The sequence below is a fragment of the Actinoallomurus oryzae genome (assembly GCF_039541955.1).
Taxonomy (GTDB): Bacteria; Actinomycetota; Actinomycetes; order Streptosporangiales; family Streptosporangiaceae; genus Actinoallomurus; species Actinoallomurus oryzae.
In genome coordinates, this window is record NZ_BAABHF010000019.1 from 818,478 (window position 1) to 832,667 (window position 14,190).

13 protein-coding genes are annotated in these 14,190 nt (G+C 74.7%); 5 read left to right on the forward strand and 8 right to left on the reverse strand.

Translation table 11 applies throughout. The features are described 5' to 3' along the window. Positions 1-95 precede the first annotated feature (95 nt). Together ABEA10_RS17945 and ABEA10_RS17950 are read left to right on the forward strand one after the other, a co-directional pair. Positions 96-710 carry a TetR/AcrR family transcriptional regulator gene (locus tag ABEA10_RS17945; protein WP_345465016.1) on the forward strand — a complete coding sequence of 205 codons (615 nt, stop codon included), beginning with the start codon at positions 96-98 and terminating at the stop codon, positions 708-710. Then, positions 707-2,107: an MFS transporter gene (locus ABEA10_RS17950; protein WP_345465018.1), complete on the forward strand. Its 1,401-nt coding sequence runs from the start codon at positions 707-709 to the stop codon at positions 2,105-2,107. The genes ABEA10_RS17945 and ABEA10_RS17950 overlap by 4 nt, the downstream gene beginning before the upstream one ends. 27 nt (positions 2,108-2,134) lie before the next feature. Here the strand turns inward: ABEA10_RS17950 and ABEA10_RS17955 are convergent, their stop codons facing one another. The 6 genes from ABEA10_RS17955 to ABEA10_RS17980 all read right to left on the reverse strand — a co-directional run bounded on the left by ABEA10_RS17955 (position 2,135) and on the right by ABEA10_RS17980 (position 7,879). Beyond that, positions 2,135-3,553: a metallophosphoesterase family protein gene (locus ABEA10_RS17955; RefSeq protein WP_345465020.1), complete on the reverse strand. Its 1,419-nt coding sequence runs from the start codon at positions 3,551-3,553 to the stop codon at positions 2,135-2,137. Positions 3,554-3,745: 192 nt separating this feature from the next. Further along, complete coding sequence (locus tag ABEA10_RS17960) at positions 3,746-4,024, reverse strand: hypothetical protein (protein WP_329239479.1); 279 nt, start codon at positions 4,022-4,024, stop codon at positions 3,746-3,748. 62 nt (positions 4,025-4,086) lie between these two features. Then, positions 4,087-4,485, reverse strand: coding sequence for a YccF domain-containing protein (locus ABEA10_RS17965; RefSeq protein WP_345465023.1), 399 nt, complete (start codon positions 4,483-4,485; stop codon positions 4,087-4,089). Positions 4,486-4,555: 70 nt separating this feature from the next. Further along, on the reverse strand, positions 4,556-5,221 hold the full coding sequence (locus tag ABEA10_RS17970; protein WP_345465025.1) for a hypothetical protein: 666 nt from the start codon (positions 5,219-5,221) through the stop codon (positions 4,556-4,558). 115 nt (positions 5,222-5,336) lie between these two features. Next, positions 5,337-6,218 carry a diacylglycerol/lipid kinase family protein gene (locus ABEA10_RS17975; RefSeq protein ID WP_345465027.1) on the reverse strand — a complete coding sequence of 294 codons (882 nt, stop codon included), beginning with the start codon at positions 6,216-6,218 and terminating at the stop codon, positions 5,337-5,339. A gap of 77 nt (positions 6,219-6,295) precedes the next feature. Beyond that, positions 6,296-7,879, reverse strand: coding sequence for an FAD-binding oxidoreductase (locus ABEA10_RS17980; protein ID WP_345465029.1), 1,584 nt, complete (start codon positions 7,877-7,879; stop codon positions 6,296-6,298). A 394-nt stretch (positions 7,880-8,273) separates the two neighbouring features. Between ABEA10_RS17980 and ABEA10_RS17985 the strand changes: the two genes are divergently transcribed. The 3 genes from ABEA10_RS17985 (at position 8,274) to ABEA10_RS17995 (ending at position 12,645) form a co-directional block, all read left to right on the forward strand. After that, positions 8,274-8,858 (forward strand): TetR/AcrR family transcriptional regulator, encoded by a 585-nt coding sequence (locus ABEA10_RS17985; protein ID WP_345465031.1) that lies wholly within the window; start codon positions 8,274-8,276, stop codon positions 8,856-8,858. 64 nt (positions 8,859-8,922) lie between these two features. Beyond that, entirely contained in the window at positions 8,923-10,506 is a 1,584-nt protein-coding gene (locus ABEA10_RS17990; RefSeq protein ID WP_345465033.1) for a glycerol-3-phosphate dehydrogenase/oxidase, read from the forward strand. Between the two features lie 54 nt (positions 10,507-10,560). After that, positions 10,561-12,645 carry a S9 family peptidase gene (locus ABEA10_RS17995; protein ID WP_345465035.1) on the forward strand — a complete coding sequence of 695 codons (2,085 nt, stop codon included), beginning with the start codon at positions 10,561-10,563 and terminating at the stop codon, positions 12,643-12,645. On the opposite strand, the gene ABEA10_RS18000 is transcribed toward ABEA10_RS17995, so the two are convergent. Both ABEA10_RS18000 and ABEA10_RS18005 read right to left on the reverse strand, forming a co-directional pair. After that, positions 12,633-13,799: an alpha/beta hydrolase gene (locus tag ABEA10_RS18000; protein ID WP_345465038.1), complete on the reverse strand. Its 1,167-nt coding sequence runs from the start codon at positions 13,797-13,799 to the stop codon at positions 12,633-12,635. The two genes, ABEA10_RS17995 and ABEA10_RS18000, sit on opposite strands and share 13 nt — an antisense overlap. Then, positions 13,796-14,173: a DUF6069 family protein gene (locus tag ABEA10_RS18005; RefSeq protein WP_345465040.1), complete on the reverse strand. Its 378-nt coding sequence runs from the start codon at positions 14,171-14,173 to the stop codon at positions 13,796-13,798. The genes ABEA10_RS18000 and ABEA10_RS18005 overlap by 4 nt, the downstream gene beginning before the upstream one ends. Between the last annotated feature and the right edge of the window lie 17 nt (positions 14,174-14,190).

Consider the following 14,190-nt stretch of genomic DNA (forward strand, 5'->3'; position numbering starts at 1 on the left):
TTCTGCCCGTCACGTCCGACAGTCCCGGCGGCGGCCCGGAACGGCCTCCTACGCCGGCGTAGACAGTGTCTACCCGTCGATGGTAGACACTGTCTATGCATTCGGAGGACTCTCTGCGGGACCGGCTCGTCGACGTCGGTGTGGAGCTCGTGCTGACCGAGGGCGTCTCGTCGCTGGGGCTGCGGGAGATCGCCCGCCGGGCGGGGGTCTCGCACGGGGCGCCTCGCCGCTACTTCCCAACGCATCAGGCGCTGCTGTCGGCGATCGCCCGGCGCGGTTTCGCCGACCTGGCCGCGCGGTTCGCCGAGGCGGCCGACGGTGCGGCACCGCCACGGGAACGGTTGCTGGCGCTGGCCGGAGCGTACGTGCGGTACGCCCAGGAACGTCCCGGCATGTTCGCGCTGATGTTCCGGCACGATCTGCTGCGCGGGGAGGCGCGGGCGGCGGGCGGGCCGCCGCTGCGGGAGGCGAGCCTGCCTTTGTTCGGCCTGCTCGTCGAGCTCATCACCCGGTGCGATGCGCGGCGGAAGGTCCCGGCGGAGGTGACCGCGGTCGCGCTGTGGGCCAACGTGCACGGCATCGCCGAGCTCTGGGGCTGGGGCGGCATCGGCCTGGCGCTGGGCGAGGAGGACCCGGCGCCCGGCGGCGACCGGCTCGACCGGCTCATCGCCACGGTCGTCGACGCCCACCTGGGCGAGGCGGACGCGTGAGCGGTGTGGCGCGGCGGCGGCCGGCGCTCGTGGTCAGCACGGCGGGGGCGATGCTGGTCGCGCTGGACGGCACGGTGCTGATGGTGGCCCAGCCCAGCGTGCGGCGCGACCTCGGCGCGAGCGTGGCGCAGACGCAGTGGACGAGCACCGGCTACCTGGTCGCCGTGGCCGGGCTCCTGGTCATCGCCGGACGCCTCGGCGACCGGTACGGCCATCGGCGGCTACTGCTGTGCGGCCTGCTCGGGTTCGCGGGGGCCTCGGCCGGGATCGCGTTCGCGCCGGGCATCGGCTGGGTGATCGGGCTGCGCGTCGTCCAGGGCGTGTTCGGCGCCCTCCTGCAACCGGCGACGCTCGCGCTGCTGCGCCTGGCCTATCCGGCCGACCGGCTCGGCACACCCGTCGCCGTCCGTACGAGCGCCATCGGGGTGGCCGGCGCGGCCGGCCCGGTGCTCGGTGGCGTGCTGGTGGCGCACCTGGGCTGGCGCAACGTGTTCGCGGTCAACGTGCCCGTCGCCCTGGCGATCGCGACGGTCGGCCTCGCCGTCCGGACGCCCGCGCGGCACCAGGACGCGACGGCACGGATCGACGTTGCGGGCGCGGCGCTGGTCGCGGGCGTCCTCGCCGTCGGGGTGCACACCCTCACCGGGGTGCCGGCCCACGGCTGGACGGGCGCGCCGACACTGGCCGGGCTGGCCGGCACGGCGGTCGGCGCGGCCCTCCTGGTCGCGCACGAGCGCCGGACCGCCCGGCCGATCGTCCCTCCCGCCGTGGCGCGATCGGCTCCGGTGACGGCCGCCATGGCGATCCTGCTCGCCACCACCGGCGGCATGTTCGGCGCCCTGTTCGTCGCCACCTTCCTGCTCCAGGACGCGCTGGGACTCGGCCCGCTCGCGGCCAGCCTGCGGGTGCTGCCCCTGACCGTGCTCATGGTCCTCGGCGCGCCGGTGGCCGGCGCGGCGCTCCGCCGCTACGGGCCGCGCCGCACCGCCGCCGCCGGTTCGGTGCTGGTCGTGCTCGGCATCCTCGGCCTGTCCCTCCTCGCCAGGACCGGCGCCGGGGCCGTGACCGTCGCGGCCTTCGCCCTGCTGGGCGCGGGCTTCGCCGCCGTGATGGTCACCGCCACCGGCACCGTCGTCGGGGACGCGCCGCCCGAGTACGCCGGGGTCGTCGGCGGGCTCAAGCAGACCGCCATGAACATCGGCCCCACGCTCGGCATCGCCGTCGCCGCCGGCCTGATGCGGACGGCGGTGTTCCCGGCCGCCGCGCCGGCCCCGTCGGTCGAACCCGCGCTCCTGGCGCCGGCCGCGATCGCCGCCCTCGGCCTGCCGCCCGCGCTCCTGCTTCCCGGGCGCCGGATCGCTCCCGCGCGGGAGCCCGAGCGGACGGCGGCGAGGTGAGCGACGGCGGAGGCCCGCCGCTCGTCCTCAGGCGAGGGGGATCGTTATCTCGTCCTCGACGGGCGGCGCCACCTCGTGCTCGCGGCAGCCGGACGCGCCGAAGCAGCGGATGCGCAGGCGCTCCGGCGTCACGTCGACCCGCAGGAAGCTCTTGAACAGCGGCGGCTCGTACGAGGCGGAGGCCGGCGACAGGAACCGCTGGTACGCCTTGCGCACCGGCAGCCGGAACCGCCTGTGCCGGTGCGGGCGGCCCGGCACGCCCAGGAGGGTCGCCACCAGCCGCGTGCGCCACGTCACCGATGCGGTCGTCTCCCGGCCCGGCCGGATACCGAGCCGTTCGGCGATGACCGCCGCGGCCTCGTCTCCGGTGAGCTCGAACAGCCACCGCATCCGCAGCCGCCGGCCGTACATCCGGCCGTAGAAGGCCAGGCAGTCGCCGCGCAGCGGATAGCAGCGGAAGTCGTCCTCGCCGACGCCGCCGACGTTCACCCTGGGGATCGTGTGCGTGGCGTGCATGAACGCGCCGCCGCCCCCGGAGACGACGTACTCGATCGTGCGGTCGCCGACCTTGACCGGATAGTGCTGGTAGTTGTGGATGTCGCCGCCGATCGCCGCCACGTAGTTGCACGCGGGGTCCTGGACGATCTCGTCGACCGTGCCGCCGCCCTCGATGGGGCCGGGGTGGTGGGCTCCGTCGACGTACAGCGGCTTGCCGGTGATGAGGATCTTCGGCCGGGGACCCTGGGAGACCCGCCGCAGCCACGCGCCCTGCTCGCGGTCGATCCCGCCGAGGATGCCCGTGTCGATGCCGACGATGCGGATCGGGCCGGCGTCCATCATCCAGTACGGGCCGGGCTGCCCGGCCCGCTGCGAGGGCCGCGAGCGCAGGCTCTCGGCCTCGGCCAAGCGCGTCTCGTCGGGCCTGTCCGGGTTCTTCCAGAACAGCCGCCGCCACCAGGCGCGCGACAGCAGCCTCGGCCGGCCCTCGGGAGGCAGTTCGGGCGCGCCGCAGAAGACCCGCATGAACCCGCCGAGCCCGTCGTACCAGTCGTGGTTGCCCGGGACGGCGTAGATGGGCGCGTCGTAGTCCTTGTACGGGCGGAAGAACTTGGTGCCGTACTCGTTGACGCTACCGGTCGGGTAGATCACGTCGCTGGCGATGACGGCGAACCGCGTGCCCTCGCTCATCCTCAGGAACCCGGGCACCACGGCGTACTGCGGGGCGTCCCCCTCTCCCGTGTCGCCCAGCACCATGAACGAGAACGACGACGGGTCGTCGCGCGGGATGGCGAAGTCGGGCGGCGCTCCGGCGCGGAGCTGACGCGCCACCCAGCGGCGCCGTTCGTCGTTGGTCGGGTCGCCGAACCGGCGGGCCAGCACGTCGTTGCGCGACCGCCACAGGACGGCGGGGTTGAGCCAGGAAAGGTTCCGGACTCTGGCCGGCATGAGGTCGGTGTAGGTCCCCGGCTCGTCGCACGACCAGCCGGCGCCGGCCGTGGATTGACGCGAGGACAGAGACGCAGAGGGGGGCACGGCGGCACCGTAACAGCCGTAATAGCGGCGACGCGCCGTGTTCGCCCCATTCCAGGCAAAGCATCGCCCGTGCGAGAACGGCGCGAGCCACGGCGTGCGGCGCGCTCAGGCGATGCGGGGGTGCGTGTCGTACTCGCCGGTGCGGAAGAGCTCGGGCGCCGTCTCCGCGGCGGTGCCCGGGGGCGGGCCGTGCACCAGCGTCTCCGCGAACATGCCGACCTGGTCGGCCGGCAGCTGGAACGTTCCCTGGCACACGCCGCCGTTCCAGATGCTCAGCACGACCACTCCGGCGTCCGGGTGGCGGCTGATGCGCAACGAGCGGTCCGGCCTGCGGCAGTCGAAGAACACGTCGCCCTGCTTGGGCAACGGAGAGGCCCCTGGCATGGGGGCCAGTGTGGACCCGGACACCCTCCGCTGTCGAGACCCGCCCGCGGACGAGGCCGGGCTCAGGCCGCGACGAGGACGCGGCGGTCGTCGGCGTCGACGATGTCGGCGCCGAGCGGCATCAGCGACACCGGGATCAGCTTGAAGTTGGCCAGCCCGAGCGGGATGCCGATGATCGTGATGCACAGCGCGATGCCGCTGAGCAGGTGCCCGATGGCCAGCCACAGACCGGCGACGAGGAACCAGATGACGTTGCCGATGGCGCTCATCGCACCGGCGCTCGGCTTGCGCACGACGGTCCTGCCGAACGGCCAGAGCGCGAAGGCTCCGATGCGGAACGCCGCGATGCCGAACGGGATCGTCACGATGAGGACGCAGCACACGATCCCCGCGAGGAAGTAACCGAGTGCCATCCAGAGCCCGGAGAGCACCAGCCAGATGAGGTTGAGCAGCGTTCGCATGCTCCCTGCCTTCCCGTGTCGCGGTCGTCACAGGTGAGACGAAGCACGGGTGGCCGGTGGTTCCGGTGGATCAGCGGACTCTGGTCTTCACGCGGGAGGCGCTCGTGCCGGTCCTGCGGACCCGGGCGCCGCCGATCGAGGCGATGCGGGTGCGGGCGACCAGCTCGCCGTGGGTCTTCGGCCGGACCCGTACGACGAACCGCGCGGTGGCGGACCGGCCCGGAGCGAGCCGGGGCAGGACGAGCGTGGTGTCGCGCCCGCCCGCGTAGCCTCCGGCGCCGCCCGGCAGCGACGTGCTCGTCCGTACGACGCCCGCCGGGAGCGTGTTGCGCACGGTGATCTCGCCCGGCGTCGCGTGCCCGCGGTTGGCGAGCCGGATCCGGTACGCGTAGGTGCCGCCGGGCCGGACCGAGCGCGGGGCATCGATGGAGACGCGCAGGCCCTCGGCGGGTTCGACACGCTCGGCGGGCCTGGCGTGGCGGACGACCCGCCCACCGGGCGCGGGCGACGGCGTGCGGGCGGGCGAGGTCGAGATGAGGACGCGGGCCCGGCGACGGGTCCGCAGGTGGGAGGGACGGACCGGTGTCCTGATCGCGGCGTACCCGCGCAGGTGGTGCGCCCACGGCACGTAGCGGTCCGGCAGGGCGCCCGCGGTGTGCCCGCCCGCCGACGCGAGTGCCGCCATCACCGGCAGCCCCACGGCGATGCCGGCCAGGACGGCGAGCGCGTGTTTCACAGTGCCCCCCGAATCACCGAACGCACTCGGCAACGTACCCGGTGGCCGGTCGGACCGCGGCAAAGCGCCGGGCAAGCTTCACCAGGCCGCCAGGACAGTGTGTCCCGGCGGACGGTCAGGGTGTGATCACCCGGAGCGCGCCGGGCAGCACGCGGATCGTCGCGGGCAGGGTGCCGAGCAGCTCGCCGTCGCCGCCGAACGGGATCTCCCGGTCGGCCTCCACGCGCACCTCGCGTCCGCGGAGCACCTCGATCTCCGGACGGCGTACGTGCGTGCCGTGCGGCAGCTCGCGCATCACCGCGAAGAACAGGCGCCGGGGCGCGTGCTTGATGATGACGACGTCGAGGAGCCCGTCGGAGACGGAGGCGTCCGGCGCGACGTGCAGGCCGTAGCCGTAGTACCCGGAGTTGGCGGCGACGACGGTGTACCCGCGCTCCTCGCGCGTCTCACCGTCGACCGTGATGCGGTACGCGACCGGCCGCCACGTCGCGATCGCGCGCAGCGGGCCGAGGTAGTAGGCCAGGGAGCCCGGCAGCCGGGTCAGCCGGTTGATGTGCGCGTTGGCCACCGAGTCGACCCCGCCGTACACGCTGCCGGCCACGACGGTGGTCGTGCCGTCGTCCGCGGTCACCTCGATCGCGTCGACCGCCGTGGGCTCGGCGGACAGCAGCAGGTCGGCCAGGCGCTCGGGGTCGTCGGGGAGCCCGAGCTGGCGGGCGAAGTCGTTGCCGCGCCCGGCGGGCAGGATGCCCAGCGTCGCGTCGCCGCCCGCGAGCGCCCCGGCCAGTCCGCCCACCATGCCGTCGCCGCCCGCCGCGATCACGACGTGACCCTTCTTCGCGGCCTCACGCGCCAGGTCGCCCGCGTGCTCGAGGCTGCGGCTGTACTCCACCGCCACCTCGGCGCCGGCCTCGCGCAGCCGCCGCGCGACCGGGATGAGGCGTGCGGCCGGGTCACTGCCCGCGGCCGGGTTCACCACGGCGGTGAACGATCGCATGTCGGTCTCCTGTCCGGGGCCCGCGCCGTGCGAGCGGGCTCTGCGCGGGATCGTACGGGGTCGGCGCCCTCAGCGGATCACTCCGCCGGGATGAGCACGCCCGGGTTCATGATCCCTTCGGGGTCGAGCCGGTCCTTCACCGCCCGCAGCGCGGCGACGCCGAGCGGGCCGGCCTCGCGGGCGTACCAGTCGCGGTGGTCGACACCGACGCCGTGGTGGTGGCTGATCGTGCCGCCCGCCTCGATGATCGCGTCGCTGACCGCCGCCTTGGCGTCCCGCCAGCGCTCCAGGGGCCGCTCGCCCTGGGCGGTGACGACCGTGAAGTACAGCGAGGCGCCGGCCGCGTAGACGTGCGACACGTGGCACATCACCACCGACGAGGGCAGCTCGCGGGAGAGCGTCAGGCGCACGGCGTCGTACAGGCGCGGCAGGTTCGACCAGAAGCCGGCGGTCTCCAGCGTCTCGGCGAGCACGCCGACGTCGAGCAGGGCGTCGCGCAGGTACGGCGCGGAGAACCGGCCGCGCGCCCAGCTCTCCCCCGGCTCCTCCCCCTGGTACACGCCACCGAGCGACGTGAGCACCGCGCGGGCCTTCTCCCTGCGGCCGGGCACCTCGGCGGCCGTGCCCTCGTACCCGCAGACGGCCAGGCAGCCGCCGGCGGCGTTCCCCTCGCCCAGCTCGTCCGGCCGGGCCAGCCCGATCATGGTCTCGGTCTCGTCGGAGAGCCGCAGCACGGTCGGCAGCGGGCCGTCCTGGGCCAGCGCGCGGACCGCGGTGACGCCCTCGGAGAACGACGGGAACAGCCAGCCCTCGTACACGCGCGTCTCGGGCAGCGGCCGGATCCGTACGGTCACGTCCGTGATGACGCCGAACGCGCCCTCCGAGCCCAGCACGAGCTGGCGCAGGTCGGGCCCTGCCGCGGACTTCGGCGCGCGGCCGGTCTCGAGCGTGCCGCTGGGCGTGGCGAGCGTCAGGCCGGTGACCATCTCGTCGAACCGCCCGTATCCGGCCGAGGCCTGGCCGGAGGACCGCGCCGCGGCGAACCCGCCGATGCTCGCCCACTCGAACGACTGCGGGAAGTGGCCGAGGGTGTAGCCCTGCTCGTTCAGCAGCCGTTCGGCGTGCGGCGCGCGCAGCCCCGGCTGGAGCGTGGCCGTACGGGAGACCGAGTCGAGGCCGACGAGCCGGTCGAGGCGCCGCAGGTCGAGCGCGACCACGGCCGCGAAGCCGCCCGCCTCCGGGGCGAGCCCGCCGACGACGGAGGTGCCGCCGCCGAACGGCACGACGGCGACCCGGTGCTCGGCGCAGCGGGCCAGCACCGCGGCGACCTCGTCGTGGGAGCCCGGCAGCACGACCGCGTCGGGCGCGCCGCCGGCGTCGCCCGCGCGGATGCGCAGCAGGTCCGGCGTCGACTTGCCACGCGTGTGACGGATGCGCGTCTCGGCGTCCGCTCGCACGTGCTCCGCGCCGACGACCTCCTCCAGGGCGCCGGGCACGGGCCGCGCCGGCGGCGGCTCGATCTCGGCGAGCTTGACCGGCTGCGCGAGTTGCTCGGTGTGGACACCGAGCAACTCGCGCAGCAGGCCGGTGACGGAGTCCGGCAGGCGCTCGGCCCGCTCCGGATCACCCCAGCCGCTCCATAGCATGTCCACGTTCGCCATGGCTACCGTTCCTCAACACTGACCAGGAATAGATCCCGCGCAGCGGCACGCCCCGAACGATCTTGGACGCACTGGTCACCCGCTTCCTTCCCTCGGGCGGCGACGCACATCCCGTATGCGGTCCGTTCCGAAGAGGCGGTTTCCCTCACGACCTGGCCAGACTGGTGCGACCAACGACGCCCGAGGAGGCCACGTCCCATCTCTCTGGTGGAGCGCGGGCCCCGAGGCCGGTGCCTCACCGATCGTGCCGGATCAGCTACATAATGTACATGAAATCTAAAGGGTCCCGCTCCGACAATCGAGCGCCGAACCCACTCAAGCGTGCTCCTGTATGCCAAAACAACCTCCCCACGAACAGTTCCGGACCCCATCGCACACAGTTACACTGTGACATATGGCGTCGATTCGTCACAAGAAGGATGCCGTGCTGGACGCGACACGTGACTGTGTGCTGGCGGTGGGCGTGCGCCGTACGACGCTCACCGACGTGGCGCGCCGCGCCGGGGTGTCGCGCATGACGATCTACCGGCGCTGGCCGGACGTGCGGACGCTGGTCGGCGACCTGATGACCCGCGAGTGGGCCACCGTCGTCGCGCGGGTGGCTCCGCCCGAGGACGGCGCACCGGTACGGACCCAGGCCGTCGAGGCGCTGGTCGCCGGGGTCGCCGCCCTCCGCGCGCACCCGCTCTTCCACAAGATCATGGAGGTCGATCCCGAGGTCCTGCTCCCGTACATCCTCGAGCGGCGCGGCACGAGCCAGGACGCGATGCTGCGCGCGATCGAGTCGACGCTGCGGGCCGGCCACCGCGACGGCAGCGTGCGCGCCGGCGACCCGGTCCGGCAGGCGCGCTCCCTGCTGCTCGTCCTCCAATCGTTCGCCATGTCGGGCCACATCATGACCGGGGACGACCCGGCACTGACGGCCGCCGCATTCGACGAGGAGCTCCGTCGGATTCTCGAAAGGTACCTCGCGCCATGACCGAGCGGAGCGAGGGAGTCGAAAACACGCACCCGTGGTCACTCCCCCCGACGAAGGAGGCTCCATGACACGTCTTCACCGGCCCGTCGAGGCGGCACCGCCGCCCGCGTCCCCCGCCTCATCACTGAACGCCGCGCGGCGCGCCCGCGAACTGGCCGAGGTCTCCGGCGGCACGGGCGTCGACGTTCTGGTCGTCGGGCTCGGCGCGACCGGCGCCGGCGTCGCGCTGGACGCCGCGTCGCGCGGCCTGTCCGTGGCCGCGATCGACGCGCACGACATCGCCTTCGGCACGTCGCGGTGGAGTTCCAAGCTGATCCACGGCGGCCTGCGGTACCTCGCCTCCGGGCAGCTCGGCATCGCGTACGAGAGCGCGGTCGAGCGCGGCGTCCTGATGGAGCGCACCGCGCCGCACCTCGTGCGCGCGCTGCCGTTCGTGCTGCCGCTGACCCCACAGGTCCCGGCGTCCGCCGTGGGCCTCGCCCGGGCCGGGATCTGGGCCGGCGACGTGCTGCGGATGTCGGCCCGCACGCACCGCGCGGCGCTGCCGAGGCCGCGCCGCCTGACCGCGGTGGAGACGCTGCGGCTCGCGCCCGCGCTGCGCTCGTACGGGCTGCGCGGCGGGCTGCTGTCGTGGGACGGGCAGCTCGCCGACGACGCGCGCCTGGTCACCGCCATCGCCCGTACGGCGGCGGCGTACGGCGCGCGGGTCCTCACGCGCTGCCGGGCGCTCACGCTGTCCGGCGAGGGCGCGCAGGTGCGTGACGAGCTGACCGGGACGGAGTTCTTCCTGCGCGCCCGCGCGGTCGTGAACGCCACGGGCGTGTGGGCGGGCGGTCTGGCCGAGGGCGTGCGCCTGCGGCCCTCGCGCGGCACCCACCTCGTGCTGCGCGCCAAGAGCCTGGGCGGCCTCGCCATCGGGCTGCACCTTCCCGTGCCGGGCTCATCGGGCCGCTTCGCGCTCGTGCTGCCGCAGGAGGACGGGCGGATCTACGTCGGGCTCACCGACGAGCCCGTCGAGGGGCCGGTGCCGGACGTGCCGGAGCCGTCGGAGGCCGAGATCGGGTTCCTGCTGGACCTGCTGGACTCGGCACTCGACGTGCCCGTCCACCGCACGGACGTGGCCGGGGCGTACGCCGGGCTGCGGCCGCTGCTGTACGGCGCCGAGGGCAGCACCGCCGACCTGTCCCGCCGGCACGCCGTGCTGACCGCGGAGAACGGCGTCGTGACGATCGTCGGCGGCAAGCTCACGACGTACCGCCGGATGGCCGAGGACGCGGTCGACGCGGCACTGGCGAGCCGCGGCGTCGAGGCCGGCCCGTGCCGTACGGCCCGGCTGCCGCTCGTGGGCGCGGGCCCGGCGGCGGACCTGGCCCGGCTGGCCGCGCCCGCGAACCTGGTCCACCGGTACGGCACGGAGGCCCGCGACGTCATGGCCCTGGCCGCCGAGGACCCGTCGCTGCTGGAGCCGGTGGCACCGGGCTCGGCGACGACCGGGGCGGAGCTGGCCTGGGCGGTCCGCCACGAGGGCGCGCTGGACGAGGGCGACCTGCTCGACCGCCGCACCCGCGTCGGCCTGGTCGCGGCCGACCGCGAGGCGGCCCTCCCCGCCGCCCGCCGCGCCCTCGGCCGCGCGGAGCTGCGCCTCTGACCCGGCGACCCCGGCCGGTCCGACCCGGCCGGCCCGACTCACGATGGAGGACGCGTGACCCCCGACCTGCCCCGCCAGCACGCCCGCACCCGCCGGTTCAGCCTGGGCGTCCCCCGGTCCTTCACCGTCTCCCCGGACGGCCGGCGGGTCGTCTTCCTGCGGTCGCGGCACGGAAGCGATCCGATCACCGGCCTGTGGGAGTTCGACGTCACCGCGGGCGCGGAGCGGCTCATCACCGATCCCGGAGACGCCGCCGAGGACCTGTCTCCGGAGGAGGCGACACGGCGCGAGCGAGCCCGCGAGCAGAGCACGGGTGTGACCGCGTACGCCACCGACCGAGCGGTGACCAGGGCGGCGTACGCCCTGTCCGGACGGCTGTGGCTGGCCGACCTCGCCGCCCCGCGGGTGACGGAGCTGCCGGCGACCGGGCCGGTCGCCGCCCCCCGCCCCGACCCGCTCGGCTCCACGGTCGCCTACGTGTCCGGCGGAGCCCTGCGCGTGATCGGCGCGGACGGCTCCGGCGACCGCGCGCTCGCCACGCCGGAGGGTCCGGAGGTGACCTACGGCCTCCCCGAGCACGTGGCGGCCGAGTCGATGGGCCGCGACCGCGGGTTCTGGTGGGCACCGGACGGCTCGCGCCTCCTGGTCGCCCGGGTCGACACCGCACCGGTACGGCGCTGGTACATCGCCAACCCGGCCGACCCGGCCGAGCCGCCTGCCGAGATCGCCTATCCGGCCGCGGGCACCCGCAACGCCGACGTGTCCCTGTGGATCGTCGGCCTGGACGGCGGACGGGTGGCCGTCGACTGGGATCGCGCCGCCTTCGAGTACGTCACGGCCGTCTGCTGGAGCGGGCCCGAGCCGCTCATCGCCGTGCAGAGCCGCGATCAGAAGACGATGCGGGTGCTGGCGGTCGACCCGCTGACCGGCACGACACGCCCGCGGCGTGAGGACACCGACCCGTACTGGGTGCAGATCGTGCCGGGCGTGCCGGCGCTCACCGGGGACGGCCGTCTCGTGTGGACCGCGGATCTGGACGACAGCCGGCGGCTGCTCGTCGACGACGTGCCCGTCACCCCACCCGGCCTGCAGGTCCGGGAGGTCCTCGGGGTCGACGGCGAGACCGTGCTGTTCACCGCGTCCGCCGAGCCGACGGAGATCGGCCTGTGGACGTACGCGCCGGGTGCCGGGGCGGTCCCGTTCGCCGACGCGCCCGGCGTCCACCACGGGCACCGGGCGGGCGGCACGACCGTCGTGGTCGCGCAGTCGCTGCACCACGACGGCGTCCGGGTGACCGTGCACCGCGACGGGCGCCCGGCCTCGTCGATCACCTCACGTGCCGAGAGGCCCGTCCTGACCCCCAAGGTCGAGCTGCTGCGCGCCGGAGAGAGGGAACTGCGGACCGCGGTGCTCTTCCCGACCGGGCACATCCCCGGGTCGCGACGGCTGCCGGTGCTGATGGACCCCTACGGCGGGCCCGCCGGGCAGCGCGTTCTCGCGGCGCGGAACCAGTATCCGGTCTCGCAGTGGTTCGCCGACCGCGGCTTCGCCGTCGTCGTCGCGGACGGCCGCGGCACCCCCGGGCGCGGCCCCGCCTGGGAACGGGAGATCTACGGCGACCGCGCGGCGCTGGCGCTCACCGACCAGGTGGACGCGCTGCGCGCGGCGGCAGCGCGCCATCCCGACCTCGACCTGAGCCGGGTCGGCATCCGCGGCTGGTCCTTCGGCGGCTTCCTCGCGGCGCTCGCCGTGCTGCGCGAGCCCGACGTCTTCCACGCCGCCGTGGCCGGCGCGCCGGTGACCGACCAGCGGCTGTACGACACCCACTGGAACGAGCGCTTCCTCGGCCACCCCGACGAGAATCCCGGGGCGTACGACCGGTCGAGCCTGCTGGCCGACGCGGAACACCTCCGGCGCCCGCTGATGCTGATCCACGGGCTCGCGGACGACAACGTGTTCGCCGCGCACACGCTGCGCCTCTCGTCGGCGCTGACGGCCGCCGGACGGCCGCACACCGTGCTGCCGCTGCCGAACGCCACGCACATGACGCCGCAGGAGGAGATCGCCGAGAACGTTCTCCTCCTGCAGGCGGAGTTCCTGGAACGCGCGCTCGGCACGGACGCCCGTCACCCGGACTGACGCGCCGGCGGCCCCGGTCGCCACCTCGGCCGCTCCGGGGAATCGCACGACAGGACCTGGGCGGTGAAGGCGTCGATGGCGTTGACCACGGCTTCGAAGCGCAGCGAGTGGAACAGGTCGAAGGCGTGCTGCCCGCCGGGCAGCTCGGCGTAGACGACCGGTCGAGTCGACCGGCCGCGCAGGCGTTCGGCGAACGACCGTGCCGTCTCGACCGGCGCCAGGGTGTCGTGGTCACCGTGGGCGAGGAAGAACGGCGGCGCGTCCGGCCGGACATGGGCGAACGGCGAGGTCCGCGGATCTCCGTCGTAGTAGGGGCCGTAGTAGCCGCCCAGGCCGACCACCGCCGCGACGGAGGTGTCCACGTGTTCGAAGCCGGGCTGGAAGGCGGGGTCGTCCGCGGTGAGACCGGCCAGGGCCGCCAGGTGGGCGCCGGCCGAGCTGCCCGCCAGCACGATCCGATCGGGATCGGCGCCGTAGGAGGGGCCGTGTTCCCGGACCCAGGCGATCACCTTCTTGGCGTCCGCCAGATGGTCGTGGAAGGTCGCCTGCGGGCGCAGGCGGTAGTTCGCGCTGACGCACACCCAGCCCTGCCCGGCCAGCCGGTGCAGGAGGGGCAGGGACTGGGTGTTCTTCCGGCCTCCCGTGTACCCGCCGCCGTGCAGGTGGATCAGCACCGGCGCTCCGCTGGGCCGGGAGCGGTGGCGGTAGAGGTCCAGGAGGTTGCGCCGGCCGGCCGGGCCGTACGTCAGGCCGGGGATCCGCTCCACGGCACGGCGACGGCGGAAGAAGGGCCGGCACAGGATGCGCCCGTACGGCAGGCGCCGCGAGACGGGCACCGCCCCCATGGCACGTCGCACGGCGGGCAGCGCCTGACGGCCGCGCCACGCCACCAGGCCCAGGCCCGCACCCAGCCCCAAAACGGCCGCCGCCGCGACCCCGGCGGCGGCCGGTGAGCTCAGGTCGCCTTCGGCGAGGGCCAGGACGGTGGCGGCCAGGAGCGAGGCGAAGGCCACGAAGGGCAGTTCGTTGACGACCACGCCGAGCCAGAAGCTCAGCATGGCCAGGGGCCGGGGCCGGACCGGCGCGGCCAGCGTGAACAGGGTGCCGGCCGCGAGAAGGGCCACGGTGGTCAGGTATCCGTAGGGCAGGCTCATCGGCGCACCAGCCCCGCGACGAGCACGGCGGCGACGGTCAGGTGCAGCAGCACCAGCACCAGCGTGGTGGCGGCTCCGGCCTCGCCGCCGAGCGGGCCGGTCAGGGAGAGGGCGAGCACGGCCAGGGCGGTGATCGTCCAGGTACGGCCGGGACGGGTCGCCGAACGCTCCAGGACGGCCAGGAGCGCCCAGGCCGCGAGCCCGGCCAGCAGGCTCGCCACCACGACCGACACCGGCCCGACCGTTCGTTCGCCACCGCCCGTCCGCACGGTCAGCGTCGTTCCGGCCAGAGGCACGGCCAGGGCCCACACGGCCAGGGCGGCGGCGGGCGCGCCGATCACGGTGAGGAAGAGTCGTCTCACAGAGGTGTTCACGCCGGTCAGCCTCGCCC